This is a genomic window from Nocardia sp. NBC_01327 (assembly GCF_035958815.1).
Taxonomy (GTDB): domain Bacteria; phylum Actinomycetota; class Actinomycetes; order Mycobacteriales; family Mycobacteriaceae; genus Nocardia.
Genome location: NZ_CP108383.1, coordinates 7,608,562 through 7,625,230 on the forward strand (window position 1 = coordinate 7,608,562; position 16,669 = coordinate 7,625,230).

Annotated in this window: 3 protein-coding genes; all 3 read right to left on the reverse strand. The window is 67.7% G+C overall.

The genetic code is table 11. The features are described 5' to 3' along the window. Positions 1-30: 30 nt before the first annotated feature. Complete coding sequence (locus OG326_RS35200) at positions 31-14,283, reverse strand: non-ribosomal peptide synthetase (RefSeq protein WP_327141432.1); 14,253 nt, start codon at positions 14,281-14,283, stop codon at positions 31-33. Positions 14,284-14,307: 24 nt separating this feature from the next. Continuing rightward, positions 14,308-15,012 (reverse strand): DUF6875 domain-containing protein, encoded by a 705-nt coding sequence (locus OG326_RS35205; protein WP_327141433.1) that lies wholly within the window; start codon positions 15,010-15,012, stop codon positions 14,308-14,310. Between the two features lie 189 nt (positions 15,013-15,201). Next, complete coding sequence (locus OG326_RS35210) at positions 15,202-16,596, reverse strand: glycine--tRNA ligase (protein ID WP_327141434.1); 1,395 nt, start codon at positions 16,594-16,596, stop codon at positions 15,202-15,204. Between the last annotated feature and the right edge of the window lie 73 nt (positions 16,597-16,669).

Here is a 16,669-nt window from a genome sequence, read left to right on the forward strand (position 1 = left end):
AGCCCAGTGTGTCCCAGAAGGTTTCCCGGCTTACCGCTCCAGATACGCGCTGATGATCGGGCCGATGAAGGTCAGCGCCGCCTCGGTGACAAGCTGATTGTGACCGAAATCGATGAGGTGATCGGTGATCGGCCCGGTGATATACGGCCGCCACGTCGCGACATTCGGCAGCGGGGCCGGATTGCCCGCCGCGCTGAAGAACAGCAGATCACCGTCGAAGACGCTGGGGCGATGGTCGGAGATCTGCCGTAGCAGGTGTTGCATATCACTATAGAAGTGCTCGATTTCGGTGGCTGTGAAGGAGATTCCGGATGCCGCCAGCAGCTCCGCGGCCTGCGAGGCGGTGACCCCCGAGGCGCCGGGCGGCGCCTCGATACCGCCGAATTCGGCCAGCAGCAGCGCCAGCGGCGGAATATTGCCGTCATCGAAGATCTCCACCTCGGCGCGTCCGTCCATCATGATCAGCGACGGCACCCGTGCACCGCGCCGGCGCAGCTCGACCGCCATGGCATGCGCGAGGACGCCGCCCGCCGAATAGCCGAGCAGGTGGTACGGGCCCTCCGGTTGCACGCGGCGGATCTCGTCGACATACCGCACAGCGAGATCGCCAATGGTCCGATCGGCGGTGCCGCCGTCCACCACACCCGGCGACTGGAGACCGTAGACCGGGTGCGAGCGATCGATATACCGCACCAAACCGCCGTAGCACCAGGCCAATCCGACGGCCGGATGAATGCAGAAGAGAGCGGGACCGGTCCCTGCCGGGCGCATGGGCAGCATGACCCGCATGGACGGATCGACCTCCGGCTGTTCGGCGGCCTCGGACAGGCGCAGGGCCAGCGCCGCAGGCGTGGGGTCGAGGAACATCCACTGCAGCGGCAGGGGGATGCCGGTGCGCTCGCGAATCAGGGTGACCAGGCGCACGGCGGCCATAGAATTGCCGCCGACCTCGAAGAAGTTGTCGTCCACACCGATTCGGCCGGATTCCAGGACGGTTTCGAAGGCTGCTGTGAGCGCACTCTCGGCGTCGGTGCGCGGGGCCCGGTAGGCGCGACGCTCCGGGCGGACCTGCACCGTGGGCGCGGCATCGTCGTGAATCTCCCCGGCCAGTTCCGGTAGCCCGCCGGGCACCGCGATCACACCGACTGCGGCATCCGGAGTTTCGGTGAGCGCGGCGAGCAGTTCGAGGAAGCCGTCGGCCATGGACTGGGCGGTGACGCGATCGAAAAGATCGGTCGCGAAGGTCAGTGAGGTGGTCATGCCCGCCGGTTCGCCTGCGGGACCGAACTGTTCGGCGATCATCCATTCCAGATCAAACTTGGCGCCGGGAGCGGGCGCCTCGACCGGGCGAATCTCCAGACCGGGCAGCGTGGTTCGCGCGGGCTGGACATTCTGGAAGGCCAGCAGCACCTGGAAGAGCGGGTGGTGAGCGGTGGAACGGACCGGGGCGAGCGCCTCCACCAGCCGTTCGAACGGCAGATCCGTATTGCCGTAGACGGCCAGATCGTCGCGGCGGACGGCGTCGAGGACAGCGGCGAAACCGGCGGCCGGATCCAGGCGCGAACGCAGGACGACCGTATTCACGAACATGCCTACGAGGTCGTCGAATTCGCCGTCACCGCGCCCTGCGACGACCGAGCCGAGGGCGATATCCCGGGTGCCGGAGAGCCGGGCCAGCAGGACCGTCAGGGCCGCGTGCACCACCATGAACGGGGTCGCGCCGTGGGCGCGCGCCAGTACCTGCATGCGGTCGTGAACCAGTGCGGGGACGGTGAATTCGATACGGTTACCAATTCCGGACGGTAGCTCGGGGCGGGGGCGATCGGTGGGCAGCCGATGGACTTCGGGCAGTCCGTCGAGACGGGTGCGCCAGAATTCCAGCTGGCGGTGGGCGAGGCTGCCGTGGTCGGCATCGGCGCCGAGCAGTTCCCGCTGCCAGAGCGCGTAATCGGCGTACTGCAGCGGCAGTTCGGCCCACTGCGGCCGCCCTCCGGCGGCGCGAGCCACGTACGCGGCCAGCACATCTCGTGCGAGCGGGGCCATGGACCAGCCGTCGGCGGCGATGTGGTGAACGGCGAGTGCGAGCACCGCATGCTGCGGGGCGGTGTGCAGCACACAGACCCGCAGCGGGACCTCCCGGGTGATGTCGAAACCGCGGGACAGCTGAGCGAAGAGCTGCTGCGCGACTTCCGCTGGAGTCGTGTCGATTTCGACGATCGGCGTGGAACTCGCGTATGCGGGAAGGATGTTCTGGTACGGCCTCCCGTCGGAGTCGGCCGGATAGACGGTGCGGAGCGTTTCGTGACGGTCGGCCACATCGCCGAGGGCACTGCGCAGCGCCGGAATGTCCAGGCTCCCTTGGATTTCGAAAGCACCGGGGATGTTGTAGACCGGCGATCCGGGATCGTAGCGGTTGAGGAACCACATACGCTGCTGTGCGGCGGAGAGCGGAATCCGCTCCGGACGGGTACGAGGTCCGGGCCGTGGTCGATCTGTCATGGTTTCGGCGGCAACGAGTGCCGCCAACTCCGCCACCACCGGTGCATCGAAGAGCGCCCGCACCGGGACGGTCGTCTGCAGGACGGTACCCAGCCGGGCAGCCACTCTCGTGGCGATGAGCGAATTTCCGCCCAGGGCGAAGAAATCATCGTCACGCCAGATCTGGTCGATACCCAGGACTTCGGCGAAAACGGCGGCCACGGCCTCCTCCTGCGGGCCGATAACCGGTTCCCGAGCTCCTGCGGTGAGCTGCGGCGCGGGCAATGCGTCGCGATCCAGCTTGCCATTGGCCGTGCGCGGCAGATCATCCAGCGCTACGAGGGCGGAGGGCACCATATACGACGGGACCCGCTGTGCGACTGCACTCTTCAGGGCCGCGAGCGAGATCTCCGCGCCAGGCTCGGGCATCACATAGGCGACCAGTATTCCGCCGTGTGCGTCCTCGCGTACCAGCGCGACCGCACGGGCCACCGCCGGATCGGCGGTGAGCGCGGCCTCCACCTCCCCGAGTTCGATGCGCAGACCGCGCAGCTTCACCTGAGTGTCGGTGCGGCCCAGGTACTCCAGATCACCGGCACGCCTGCGCACCAGATCGCCCGTGCGGTACATGCGCCGCCCCGGTGCGGTGGGGTGGGCGACAAAGCGGGCGGCGGTCAGGTCCAAACGGCCGAAATAGCCCCGTGCCAATGCGATGCCTGAGAGATAAAGCTCACCCACCACACCGTCCGGCACGGGCCGCAGGCGGTTGTCCAGGACCAGTGCGTGCACTCCGGGGGCAGGCTTGCCGATGGTGATCGGCGCGCCCGGCTGCAATGGTGCGCTGCCGGACGCCCAGACGGTCGACTCCGTGGGGCCGTAATCGTTGAAGTGCAGGCGGTTCGGCGCGAACCATGCCGCGACCAGTTCGGGCGGGCAGGGCTCGCCGCCGGTGACGATCGTGTGCAAGTCGTGCAGCCCCGCCGGTTCCACAGTGGCCAGCGCCGACGGGGTGAGCGCGATGTGCGAAACATGCTCGCGTGCCAGGAGTTCGGTGAGATCGGGACCGGCGAAGACGGTGGGCGGTGCGATGACCAGGGTGGCTGCCGCGCCGACCGCCATGACGAGTTCCACAACCGAGGCATCGAAACTCGGCGAGGCGACGTGCAGTACTCGCGAATCGGAGGTGATGCGGTCGCGGTCGCACTGCGCCATCGCGAGATTCGCCAGACCCGTATGGGTGACCACCACGCCCTTGGGAGCACCGGTGGAACCGGAGGTGAAGATGACGTACGCCGGGTTCTCGGGGCGGTGCTCTCGGGATGAGATCTTCTTCGACTGTGCCGCAGACACTTCGGATGACGAGGGGTCGTCCACGCACCACCAGTCGACGGCGTCCGGAAGCCGGTCGCGCTGAGCGCTCACGGTCAGGCCGACTCCCACGCCCGAGACCTCGACGATCCGCTGTATGCGATCGAGTGGGTATGCCGGATCGATCGGGACGAATGCCGCTCCGGTGCGGGTGATCGCCCAGACGGCGAGCACCGATTCGATAGAGCGTGGAATGCCCACGGCCACCAGTGTTTCCGGCCCCGCACCGACCTGCAGCAGCCGCTCGGCGAGGAGGCTCGCACGTGTGTCGAGTTCCCGATAGGTCAGCTGCCGGTCGCCGCACACCACCGCCACACCGCTCGGGTTGGCGGCGACGGCGTCCGCCATGAGTTCCGCCAGCGGGCGCGGTGCGGCGACCGGCTCGGGTTCGATACGGGTCTGTTCCTGTTCGACAGCGGTGAGGAGGTCGATATCGCCTACCGCAGAGGTGCTTTCGTCCGTGACTGCGGTGAGTAGTCGCACCAGGCGGTCGGTAAAGGCCGCGACTGTGGATTCGTCGAACAGGTCGGTGGCATAGCAGCAGCGCAGCCGCAGACCGTCCGGATCGGCGATAACGGTGATACTCAGGTCGAATCGACTGCTGGTCTGCGGCAAGTCCATGGGGATGACCGTTGTTTCGGGCAGCTCCAACTCCGGCATCGCCAGATTCTGGAAGACGAGCATGACCTGCGCCAGCGGATGACGGGCCTCGGAGCGGGCCGGGGACAGCACCTCGACCAGCCGTTCGAAGGGGATATCGGCCCGTTCGAAAGCGGCCAGATCGGTATCGCGGACCCGGTCCAGCAGTGCGCCGAAGGTCTCACCGGCGTGAATGCCGGTGCGCAACACCAGCGTATTGACGAACATGCCGACAAGGTCGTCGAGACCGCGATGGCCACGACCGGCGACGGGGGTGCCGATCACTATGTCCGCGCTGCCGCTCAACCGCGACAGCAGCACCGCCAGGGCGGCGTGCACGACCATGAAGGGAGTGGCCCGGTGGGTCCGGGCGCAATGCTCGATCGCGGCGTTCACCGCGCTGTCCACCCGGGCCGTGCATTCGGCGGCATGATGGGAGGCTTGCGGCGGCCGTGGGCGGTCGGTGGGCAATTCCAGATGATCCGGCAGGTCCGTCAGGGTGCGGGCCCAGTAGTCGAGCTGTTGTGCCAGCAGGGATTCCGGATCTTCTTCGGCACCGAGCCGGGCGTGCTGCCACAGGGTGTAGTCGGCGTACTGCACCGGGAGCGGCTCCCATCCGGGCTGCTGACCTGCGGCGCGGGTCGCGTAGGCCGCTGCCACATCGCGGGTCAGCGGGGCCATCGAGAAGCCGTCAGTCGCAATATGATGTGCCACCAGCACGACCACATGTTCGTCGGGTGCTGTGCGGAAGAGCCTGAAGCGCAGGGGAACTGCTGCTGTGACGTCGAATCCCTCAGTGACTGTGCGCATCACGGCCGCAGGCAGCTCGTCGAGAGTCATCGGCACAGGTTCCAGATCCAGGGGTACCTCGGACGCCGGCAGAATGCGCTGCCCACCGACCCCGTCGATATCGGGGTATACCGTCCGCAGCGTCTCGTGCCGCTCGATCACGTCATAGAGCGCCGTCCGCAATGCGGCGAGATCCACACGGCCCGAAAGCCGCAGTGCGACAGGCACGTTGTAAGCCGGGGACGACGGGTCGTAGCGGTTGACGAACCACATGCGCTGCTGCGCCGGGGACAAGGGCACCGGGTCCGGCCGGGGCCCTCGAACGAGCTCCGGACCCGCCTCCCGCCGTCCGGCAGCGGCCAGCAGCCGCGCCAGCTCGCCCACCACCGGCGCCTCGAACAGTAGCCGCACCGGAACCGCAGACCCCAGCGCCGCACCCAGTCGAGCCGCCACCCTGGTCGCAATGAGCGAATCACCGCCCAGCGCAAAGAAATCGTCCCCGGCGCCGACGCGCTCATGCCCCAGCACCTCGGCGTAGGTCTCGGCGACAAGCACCTCATCGCCCACCGGCGCCACATATACGGACTGCGCCACTTCAGGTTCCGGCAGCGCCCGCACATCGATCTTCCCCGTCCGGGTACGCGGCAAGTCCGCCAGCACCTGAATGCTCGACGGCACCAGGTACCGCGGCAGCCGCACCGACACCCAGGCCATCAGCACGGCGGCAGTCGGCGCGACAGCGCCCGACGGCGAAGAATCCACACCGGTAGCCGCACCCACAGCTCGTAACCCACCACCGGTGTCACCCGCAGTTCGCGGCACGGCAGCAGCCCCGCCGGCCGATCGCACAGCGCCAGCAGCCCCGCCGGCCAATCGCACAGCGCCGGCAGCTCGGCCGGGTGATCCAACCGGACCAGAAGCCCCGCCGGTCACTCCGATCCGACCAGCGGCATCGGTGGGATCGAGCAGGTCGGAGTTCGTAGCGGCGTGCCAATTCAACCGTCCGGTGCCTGCCGCCGGATCGGGCTGGCGGCCGGGTCGGGCCGAGAGGCCGGGGCGTCCGGACTCGATCGGATCTCGGCCGGGCACCGCGCGTTCCCAGGGCGGGGCGGTCGCGGGAACGACGAGGGTGACGTAGGAGTGCAGGGCCGTCGCGGCGGTGCGGGTGCGGCGGGCGACTGTGATCGAGGTTTCGACCTGGGGGTGGGTCGACAGAACTGCGTCGACCTCACCGGGTTCTACGCGAATGCCGCGGATCTTCACCTGGAAGTCGCTGCGGCCCGCGTATTCGAATCCGGCTGGGGTGCAGCGCATCAGGTCACCGGTGCGGTACAGACGGCCGCCTGCGGAGTAGGGGTCGGCGATGAAGCGGGCGGCGGAAAGCGCTGGGCGGGCTGAGTATCCGCGGGCCAGACCCTGGCCGCGAACGTACAGCTCGCCGACGGCTCCCGGAGGGACAGGGCGCAACCAGCGGTCCAGGACGAGAAGGCTGGTGCCAGGGACGGGGGCGCCGATGACGGCCGCTGTCTCCGGTGTCATATTCGCGCGGTAGGCAGCGGCAATGGTGGTCTCGGCGGGGCCGTAGGAGTTCACCAGGAGGCGGCCGGTGCTCATGCGGGCGATGAGGGCGGGCGGGCAGGGTTCGCCGCCGGTGGCGATCACCCGGACCCCGTGCAGGTCTTCGACATCCAGGGTGGCCAGCACCGTGGGCGTGCACAGCAGATGGGTGGCAGCGCCGTCGATGAGCGCCGCCGCCAATTCGGCGCCGGCGTTGGCATCCGGTGGAGCGACCACCAGCGTGCCGCCTGCCGCAAAAGTGGAGAGCCACACCAGGATCGCCGCATCGAAGGCGGTATTCAGGCAGTGCAGCACACGGGATTCGCGATTGATCGAGCACTGCTCCACCGCAGCCGACGCCATATCGGCCAGGCCGGTATGGGTGACGACCACGCCTTTGGGAGTGCCGGTGGATCCGGAGGTGAACACGATATACGCCGCATGCCCGGGGTGCAGAGGGCAGAGCCGGTCCGTATCGGTTACGGGGTCTGTCGGCGAGGCCTCGATGCGGGCAGCGATATCCGGGTCATCCAAAACAACCCAGGACAGCTCGGGTGGCAGATTCTCGCCGACGGGACTGTCTGTAACACCCAGCACCGCAGCACATTCGGTCGCAATGACCGCGGTACGGGCAGCGGGCTGGGAGATATCGACGGGTACGAAGGCCACACCCGTTTTGGCCACCGCCCACAACGTCACCATGGCTCGCACCGACCGCGGCAGCGCCACCAGCACCGCCCGCTCCGGCCCCGCACCCGCCTGGATCAATACCCGCGCCAAACGATTCGACAGGGAATCCAGCTCGCCATAGGTCAGCTCACCGGCCATGCCGAGTACATCGCGATCGCCCGCCATATCGTGCACGACGCCGGAGTTGTATCCGCCGCCTGCATCCTGTCGATCGGTGGACACGGTGCGTGCCGGCGCATGTGGGTCGACGACCGCGACGGTGCTGTGGATTCCGTTGCCTGCGAGAAGGTCCGGAAGCAATTGGATCCGGCCGGCGCCAGCGCCGTGGCGGATGGCGGGCGACTCCACGGGATCGATGCTTCGTACCGCGGCAGTGCGGCGGTGCGGATCCTCCGCGAGGGTCGCCAGGAGCCGCGCCACTCCGGCGGCGATCGAATTCGCCTGTGCTGCCTCGAAATACCGGGGTGAGCGGGTGAGTTCCAGGCGGAGGCCGTCGTTCGCGTACGCGGCCAGCGACAGCGGGTAGTGGGTGCCGTCGTGGGCGCGAATGCCGGTAACCGCCAGCTGTGCCTGGCGGGTGGCGGCGGCGAGGGAGGCCGCGTCGACGGGGTAGGACTCGAAGACGGTGGCGGTGTCGAAGAGTGGGCCGAGGCCGGTGCGCGCGTGGATTTCGTCGAGGCCGAGGAATTGGTGTTCGGAGAGGGCGGCCTGCTCGCGCTGGATGCGGGACAGCAGGTCGGAGAGGCGTTCGGCCGGGTGCAGGGTAATGCGGACCGGGACAGTGTTGACCAGCATGCCGACCATGCGCTCCGCGCCCGACAGTTCCGGCGGGCGACCGGAGACGGTGGCGCCGAAGACGATATCGGCGGAACCGGTGAGCTCGGACAGCAGCAGCGCCCAGGCGACCTGCACCATGGTGTTGACGGTGACCTGGCAGTTCGCGGCGGTCGCGCGCAGCCGATCCGCGAGGTCACTCGGCAGTGGAATCTCGTGAGCGACAGGCATGCTGGGCGCATCGGTGTGCAGAGCGGCCGGGGCGAGCAGGGTGGGGCCGTCCAAGTCCGCCAGCGAGTGAGCCCAGGCCGTACGCGCTCGATCGATATCACGGCCGGACAGCCATTCGAGGTAACGCCGGAAGGGCACGGGTGGCGCGAATCCGCCGTCGGCACCGCCGGTTTCGTACAGTCCGACGAGTTCGGCCAGCAGCAATGGCATGGACCAGCCGTCGAGGATCAGGTGGTGGTTGGTAATGACTATTCGGAAACGGCGCTGCCCCAAGGCGATACACAGGAACCGGAGGAGCGGGGGCGCATCCACCGCGAAAGGTGTTCGCAGTTCCGCTGCTGCCATCTCGTCGAGTTCGGCCTCCGTCGCGCCATAGGCCTCGCGATACACACACGGCACCGCCACCTGCGTGGCGATCACCTGCACCGCACGATCACCGGCCTGCACGAATCCGGCACGCAGCACCTCGTGCCGCCGAACCAGCGCCTCGGCCGCCGCCGTCAGACGGTCGAGTTCGAGATCGGCCTCCACATCGATGACCGCCTGCACCGAATAACCATCCGGCCCGCCCTCGGCCAGCTGCGCCTGGAACAGCAGCCCGCGCTGCAGCGGCGTCAATGGCAGAACATCATCGAGCAGGCCGTAATCCCGCTCCCACGAATCGATTTCGCTCTGATCGGCATCCACCAGCGGGAGATCACTGGGCGTGAAACCACCCGCCTCCGGCGCACTCACCAGCTCGGCGAGCTCCACCACCGCCGAAACCCACTCCCGCGCCAGCGCTTCCACCGACGCACCGCTGAGAGCACCCGGCGCGAACTGCCACACGGCCCGAATCCGCGACCCCTGCTCGCTCTCGAGCGTCACCGCATCCACCGAAAGCACCGCCGCCAGCGGCATATCCGCAGCCGCGTGGCCACCCAGCCGCGCCGCCATCCCCACCGGCAGCCAGTCTCCCTCCACCTCCATATCCGGTACCTGCCCGAGATAGTTGAACCCCACCTGCGGCTCCGGCAACACCCCCAACTCCCCCGCGGTCCCACCATCCAGATACCGCAGCACGCCGAATCCGAACCCACCCCTGGGCACCGCCCGCAGCTGCTCCTTCACCAGCTTCAACGCCGCTTCCGCAGCACCGATCCGGGCCGACCCGCCACGCCACAGACCGGCCTGCGTTGCCAGTGCCGGTGCGGAGATATTCGACTCGACTCCGCGCTCACCGGCACAGACAGGCGGTAGAAAGCCCGCCCCCGCTACTGATCCCAGCCGCACGGGCACCTGCGCGGTGAACCAGCCCACCGTGCGCGACAGGTCTGCCCCGGCAATCGCGGTCTCATCGCGGCCGTGCCGCTCGACGGCCACGACGGTGGCCGCCGCGCCGGCGCCGAATTCCCCACGCGCGGAACGCCAGCGCGCCAATGCCAAAGATAGTGCAGCCAGCAGCGCATCCTCCACACCGCATCGATAGGTCGAAGCCATTCGCCCGGCCAGTGCGGCCGAGGCGACGCCGGGTATCTCGACCTCGACCCGTCCCGCAACCCCGTACGTATCGACCTCCGGGTCCAGCCGGCGCGTACCGAGTAGTGGATCCGTCGCCAATACCGCACGCCAGTAATCGAATTCGCACGCGGGCCACTCACCGACAGCGCGGGGTGCATCGCCCGCGGAGAGTGTTCGCCCGTAGGCCGGTTCGGCCTCTCCGTCGACAGGTCCCGCCGAGGCCGCCACATCCCCCGGCATGAGGAGAGCACGGAGGGCGTGTGCCCAGGTGCGCACGGAAGTTCCGGTTTCCTGCAGGGTGGGGGTGGTGCCCGCCGAGGCTTGGGTCCAGGCGGACATGAGGTCGGGGAGCAGGATGCGCCAGGAGACCGCATCGCAGGCCAGGTGGTGGATTGCGATGAGTAGGCGGCCGTGGCCGGCTGGACCCGGATCCAGCCAGGTGAAGGCGGTCATGGCGCCGCCGCGGGGATTCAGGCGGGCGACAGTCGCTTCGAGTTCGCGGTCGATGTCGTCGGTGGCGGCAATCCTGGTCAGCAGGTCCGCGGCGTCGACGCGGTGGGGCGGCGGGACCTCCAGTTGGATACCGGAGGCGGTGTCGACGACGCGGGCACGGAGCATGTCGTGGCGGTCGAGCAGGGCTTGCAGGGTGTGGGTGAGGGCTTCGGGTTCGATGCCGCCGGGGAGTCGGACCACCATGGACTGGGCGAAGCGCTCCCAGCCGGGGCGGGCCAGCAGCCAGGCGGCGACCGGGGTGAGCGGGAGCCGGCCGAGGCCGCCGCCGGGGAGTTCCGGGAGCTGTTCGGTGCGGTCCGCGATCTGGGAGACCACGGCGGCCAGGGCGGCCGGGGTGCGGTGCTCGAAAACCTCACGCGCGGAGAAGACCAGACCGGCGGCGCGGGCGCGAGAGACCAGGGTGATGGCCATGATCGAATCGCCGCCGAGGGCGAAGAAGGACGTGTGCGGGCCGATGTCGGAGGCGCCGAGGATCTCCGCGTAGAGGGTGCAGAGGATGCGCTCGGTATCGCTCACGGGTTCGCGCTGCAGGACCGGCTGTGCGACAACGGGTTCGGGGAGGGCGCGGCGGTCCACCTTGCCATTGGCGGTCAGGGGGAGCGCACCCAGCACCGTGACGGTGGCGGGCACCATGTACGGCGGCAGCCGGCGCGAGACATGATCGAGCAGGTCGGCTTCGGTGACCGTCGCCCCGGAATGCGGTACGACATAGGCCGCCAGCAGAGTGCCGCCGCTCGGTGCGGGACGTGCGACGGTGACCGCGATCTCCACTGCCGCATGCGTATCCAGTGCGGCGTCGATCTCGCCGAGCTCGATGCGCATACCGCGCAACTTGATCTGGAAGTCGGCGCGGCCGACGTACTCCAGAATCACCTGCGCTCCGCCGGTAGCCTGCGTGCCACCGGCCTTCCCGCGCACCACAGCGGTCCAGCGCACCAGATCTCCGGTGCGATACATCCGACTGCCGGGGAGGCCCACGGGTGCGGGGACAAAACGTTCCGCTGTCAATCCCGGGTGGCCGACATAGCCGCGAGCGACCCCCGGACCGGTCACGTACAGTTCGCCCGCGACGCCGATCGGCACCGGACGCAGCCAGCGATCCAGCACCAGCATCCCCGCACCGGGCACCGGGTCACCCAGCCCCGAATTCCGGCCGGACACCAGGCCTTCGGTATAGGTGACGGCCACCGTCGTCTCGCTCGGACCGTACGAGTTCAGGAGATCGCGGCCGATCCCGAAGCGCGCCACGATATCCGGCGGCGTGGGTTCGCCGCCCGAGGACACCGCACGCACCCCGTCCAGCGCATCCGGTTCCAGCGTGGACAGCACCGCCGGGGTGGAGCAGACCTGGGTGATCCCGTACTCACGCACCAGCGCGGCCAGCTCGGCACCGAGAACCGGATCCGCCTCGGCCACAACGAGTGTGGCGCCCGCGGCGAAGGCCATCAGCCACTCCAGGACAGCGGCATCGAAGCTCGGGTTCAGACATTGCAGCACCCGCGAGCCCGGAGCCACTCGATACGAATCCACTACTGCGGCAGCCAGACCCGCGAGACCGGCGTGGGTCACCACAACCCCCTTGGGCACACCCGTGGAACCGGAGGTGAAGACGATGTAGGCCGGGTTCGACAGCCTCGAAGGACGCGGCAGGTCGGTGGCGTCCAGCGGCTCGGAGGACAGCTCGGCCCAGGCCGTTCCGGACAGCAGATCGTCGAGGGCGATCCACCGCACCGCATCCGGAAGATCGGCGACCTCCCCGATGGTCAGCCCCACCCGGGCTCCGCATTCGGCGGCAATGCGCGCGACACGATCACCGGGCATCGCGGTGCCGAGCGGCACGAAGGCAGCTCCGGTCTTGGCCACCGCCCACAGCGCGACCACCGCCTCGACGGAGCGTGGAAGCGCCAGCAGCACAGCCGATTCCGGACCGATCAGATCCGAGAACCCAGGACTCCGCAGCAGCCTGCGGGCCAGCCGATTCGACTGTTCATCCACTTCGCCGTAGGTCAGCGACCGACCACCGCCGACAACTGCCACCGCATCACGGCCCGCACGCCGCAGTCCCGCGCGCAGAATCTCCGGCAGCAGTTGCGGTTCCGGCGCCTGCACACCCTGGGCACCCGCGAGAACCCCCTGCTCGTCCGTGGTGCAGTACGCCAACTCCGCCAGCGGCGTATCCACCTCCGCCGCGAGCAATGAATCCAACAGCGTCAAGAACCGCCGATGATGCCGTCCCAGCGAATCCTCGTCATACAGCCGGGGATTCGCCGCGAAGTCGACATGAATAGGCGCACCCGCACCGTGCTGATAGAAGTTGACGAACAAATCCTCGATCGGCCCGGACGTCAGCACATGCAGACTCGACCGCACCCCCGCGAAGTCGATCCCCGCCGGAAACAGCATGATATTGATTACCGGCCCGACAAACCCCCGCCCAAGCTCCGGCTGCCCCTCGGCACCCGACTGGGCCGCCCGATCCCCCGCGGCCCCGTGCTCAGCCACCCCCGACTGGGCCGCCCGATCCCCCGCGGCCCCGTGCTCAGCCACCCCCGACTGGGCCGTCCGATCCCCCGCGGCCCCGTGCTCTGCCACCCCCGACTGGGCCGTCCGATCCCCCGCGGCCCCGTGCTCAGCCGCACCCGACTCGGCCGCCCGATCCCCCGCAGCCCCGTGCTCAACCACCCCCGACGCGGCAGCGCTGCGCCCGGCAGCACCCGGCTCCGCAGCACCCCAGTGCATATCTTCGGCGCGGAATCGCTGATGCCGCAGGGCGCCCGAGGCGGCGACACGGACCGCGTCCAGGACTTCGCCGACTCGGCCGGTGCGCGGCACCCGCACCCGTAGCGGCACCACATTGGCGATCATGCCGCCGGAGCGGCGGAGCAGCGCGGTGGTTCGGCCGGAGACCGGCAGGCTCAGTACGACGTCTTCGGTGGCGGTGAGGCGGGCGTAGTACAGCGCGACCGCTGCCATCACGACCATGGCCGAGCTGGCGTCGAAGCGATGGGCGGCGTTCTCCAGGCGGGTGGCGGTGCCCTCCCCCAGTTGTGCGCGGGCTTCCCGTCCCAGGGCGCAGGCGGGAGCCGTGGCGGATACCAGGCTGCAGCGCTGTGGCATGCCGGCGGTCACCTCGCGCCAGTACTGTTCGTCGGCCGTGAATCGGCTCGACTCCCGGTACGTCATTTCGGCCTCGTGCACCGCGAGCAATGAGGCGGCGGTTCCGGCGGCAGCGGGCTCGTGGCGGACGGCGGCGTTGTAGAGCTCGGCGACGCGGTACAGCATGGTTACCGAACCGAATCCGTCGATGAGAATGTGGTGGGCGCGGGTGAACCACAGGTGGTGGTCGTCGCCGACCCGGATCACCGTGGAGATTCCGGCGCGGGCGCCGAGCAGATCGATGGGCGCGGCGACATCGGCGCGCATCCACTCCAGTGCGGCCGCAATCGGTTCCGGTTTGTCTCGGAAGTCCAGAAATCCCACCGCGGGCGCCAGACCGGGATCCACCACCTGATACGGCCGATCGTCGATCTCGGCCAGACGCAGTACGCCGGAACCGAATTCGCGCCCGGCGACCAGTGCGGCGCTACGCAGCGCCGCGAGATCCAGTGGCCCCCGCATCTCTATGTACTGGGCCTCGGACAGTGGCACGCTCGGATCCAGTTGCTGCGCATACCACATGCCGAGTTGCGCGGGAGAGAGCGGAAAAACCGTGGCGGTCTGTTCCGCCGTTGATTCGCGCGTCATAACGCCTCATCGAGTCGAACTCCGTCATGAAAGAGACTGGGCGTCTTGCGGCTGTTCGCGATAAGCCGGAACCCAGTTGTCGGGGCGAGCTGTCAACCGCCCCACCATGACTGCGCGCACATGTGCGGGCAGCCCAGGTGCGAACTTGCGCACGTAAGCATTCATCCATTCCGGTCGGTCCAAGAGGAATGGGAAATCTGTTGTCATCATGGATCGGACGACCAACATAGGCATGGGCGCGTCCAAAGGCCGAAAGTCCTTGTTCCACAGGCCCGGTTGATCACATCCCGGGTAGAATTGGCCGAGCATCGCACCGCGTTCGACGAATCTGGTCTTGAATTCCACGTGCATCTCGTCGATCAGCGACAAGTCGGTCAGATTCGGGAACACGGTTATCAACGCGCGCAAGACCGATGTGGAGTTGCCGTTCCCTGTCGGCAATTCGGGATAAACCTCGAGTGCGTCCTCGATAATGGCGTGCAGCCATAGCGGCTGCGGCTCCGCGGCGGGGACCTGTGCGAGCCACAGCAGGTCCCGCCGCATGGACGGTCGTACATACGGGCATACGGGCCCGTCTCTTCCCAGGTCTTCGCTGGGTTGGGTCAGAAAGGATTCAGCCCAAGATCGAAACGCCGCCACTGTAGACCTGGCGGCAGGACAAGATGATCCGGAATCCCCCAATGAGACCCATTGCAGCCCCGAGCGGGGCCCGATTACACGCTCGCTCATGACTCACCTCGGCAGATCGAGCACAGCGGCAGACGCCGTTGCCCCATACATATAAATATGCACCGATGCCGAGCCGTTAACACGAGTAGTGCGATACCTGAATTATTAATCAGCGCCCCAATTTTCAGGGGCAACCGAATAAAGAAAAGACCGGTCAGGCATTGACCGGTCTTCTCGGAGTGTCTGGGGTCAGGCGCCGATGAGGCGTGCTGCCAGGTAACCCTCTACTTGATCGAGAGCAATTCGCTCCTGCGCCATGGAATCACGCTCACGCACGGTGACGGCGTGATCCTCGAGCGTATCGAAGTCCACCGTGATGCAGAACGGCGTACCGACCTCGTCCTGACGGCGATAACGGCGGCCGATGGCGCCGGCATCATCGAACTCGACATTCCAGTTCTTACGCAACTGAGTAGCGAGATCCTTGGCCTTCGGCGAAAGATCCGCATTGCGCGAGAGCGGCAGCACCGCGGCCTTGACCGGAGCCAGACGACGATCCAGGCGCAGCGTGGTGCGATCCTCCAGCCCGCCCTTGGCGGTCGGAACCTGCTCCACGTGATAGGCGTCCACCAGGAAGGCCATCAGCGAACGGGTAAGACCGGCCGCCGGCTCGATCACATACGGCGTGTAGCGCTCGCCGGTGGTCTGATCGAAGTAGCTCAGGTCCTGCCCCGAATGCTCGGAGTGGGTCTTCAGGTCGAAGTCGGTGCGGTTGGCGACACCCTCGAGCTCGCCCCACTCACTGCCCTGGAAGCGGAAGCGGTACTCGATATCCACCGTGCGGGTGGAGTAGTGCGAGAGCTTCTCCTTCGGGTGCTCGTACAGCCGCAGGTTCTCCGGATCGATGCCCAGATCCGTGTACCAGGCCAGGCGCGTATCGATCCAGTACTGGTGCCACTGCTCGTCCTCGCCCGGCTTGACGAAGAACTCCATCTCCATCTGCTCGAACTCGCGCGTGCGGAAGATGAAGTTGCCGGGGGAGATCTCGTTGCGGAAGCTCTTGCCCATCTGGGCGATACCGAACGGCGGCTTCTTGCGCGCGGTGGTCTCGACGTTCTTGTAATTGACGAAGATGCCCTGCGCGGTCTCCGGGCGCAGGTAGTGCATGCCGTCTTCGGTCTCGACCGGGCCGAGGTAGGTCTTGAGCATCATGTTGAAATCGCGCGGCTCGGTCCACTTGCCGACGGTGCCGCAGTCGGGGCACACGATGAGTTCCATGGACACCGAATCCGGATCCTCGATGCCCTTGTGCTTCTCGGCGTACGCCTCCTGCAGGTGATCCTGACGATGCCGCTTATGGCAGTTCAGGCATTCCACCAGCGGATCGTTGAACACCGCGACGTGACCGGAGGCCACCCACACCTGGCGGGGCAGGATGATCGACGAGTCGAGGCCGACCACATCCTCGCGGCTGGTGACCATCGACCGCCACCACTGCCGCTTGATGTTCTCCTTGAGCTCGACTCCCAGCGGGCCGTAATCCCACGCCGATTTGGTGCCGCCGTAGATCTCACCGCTCGGGTACACGAGACCCCGGCGCTTGGCGAGGTTGGCGACGGTGTCCACCTTCGACTTGGGTGCCACTGAAGAAATCTCCATCCGGTCCGGAAAACTACAAGGGACGTCCTCAAGCCTATCGGTACCGGGCTAGCCAATT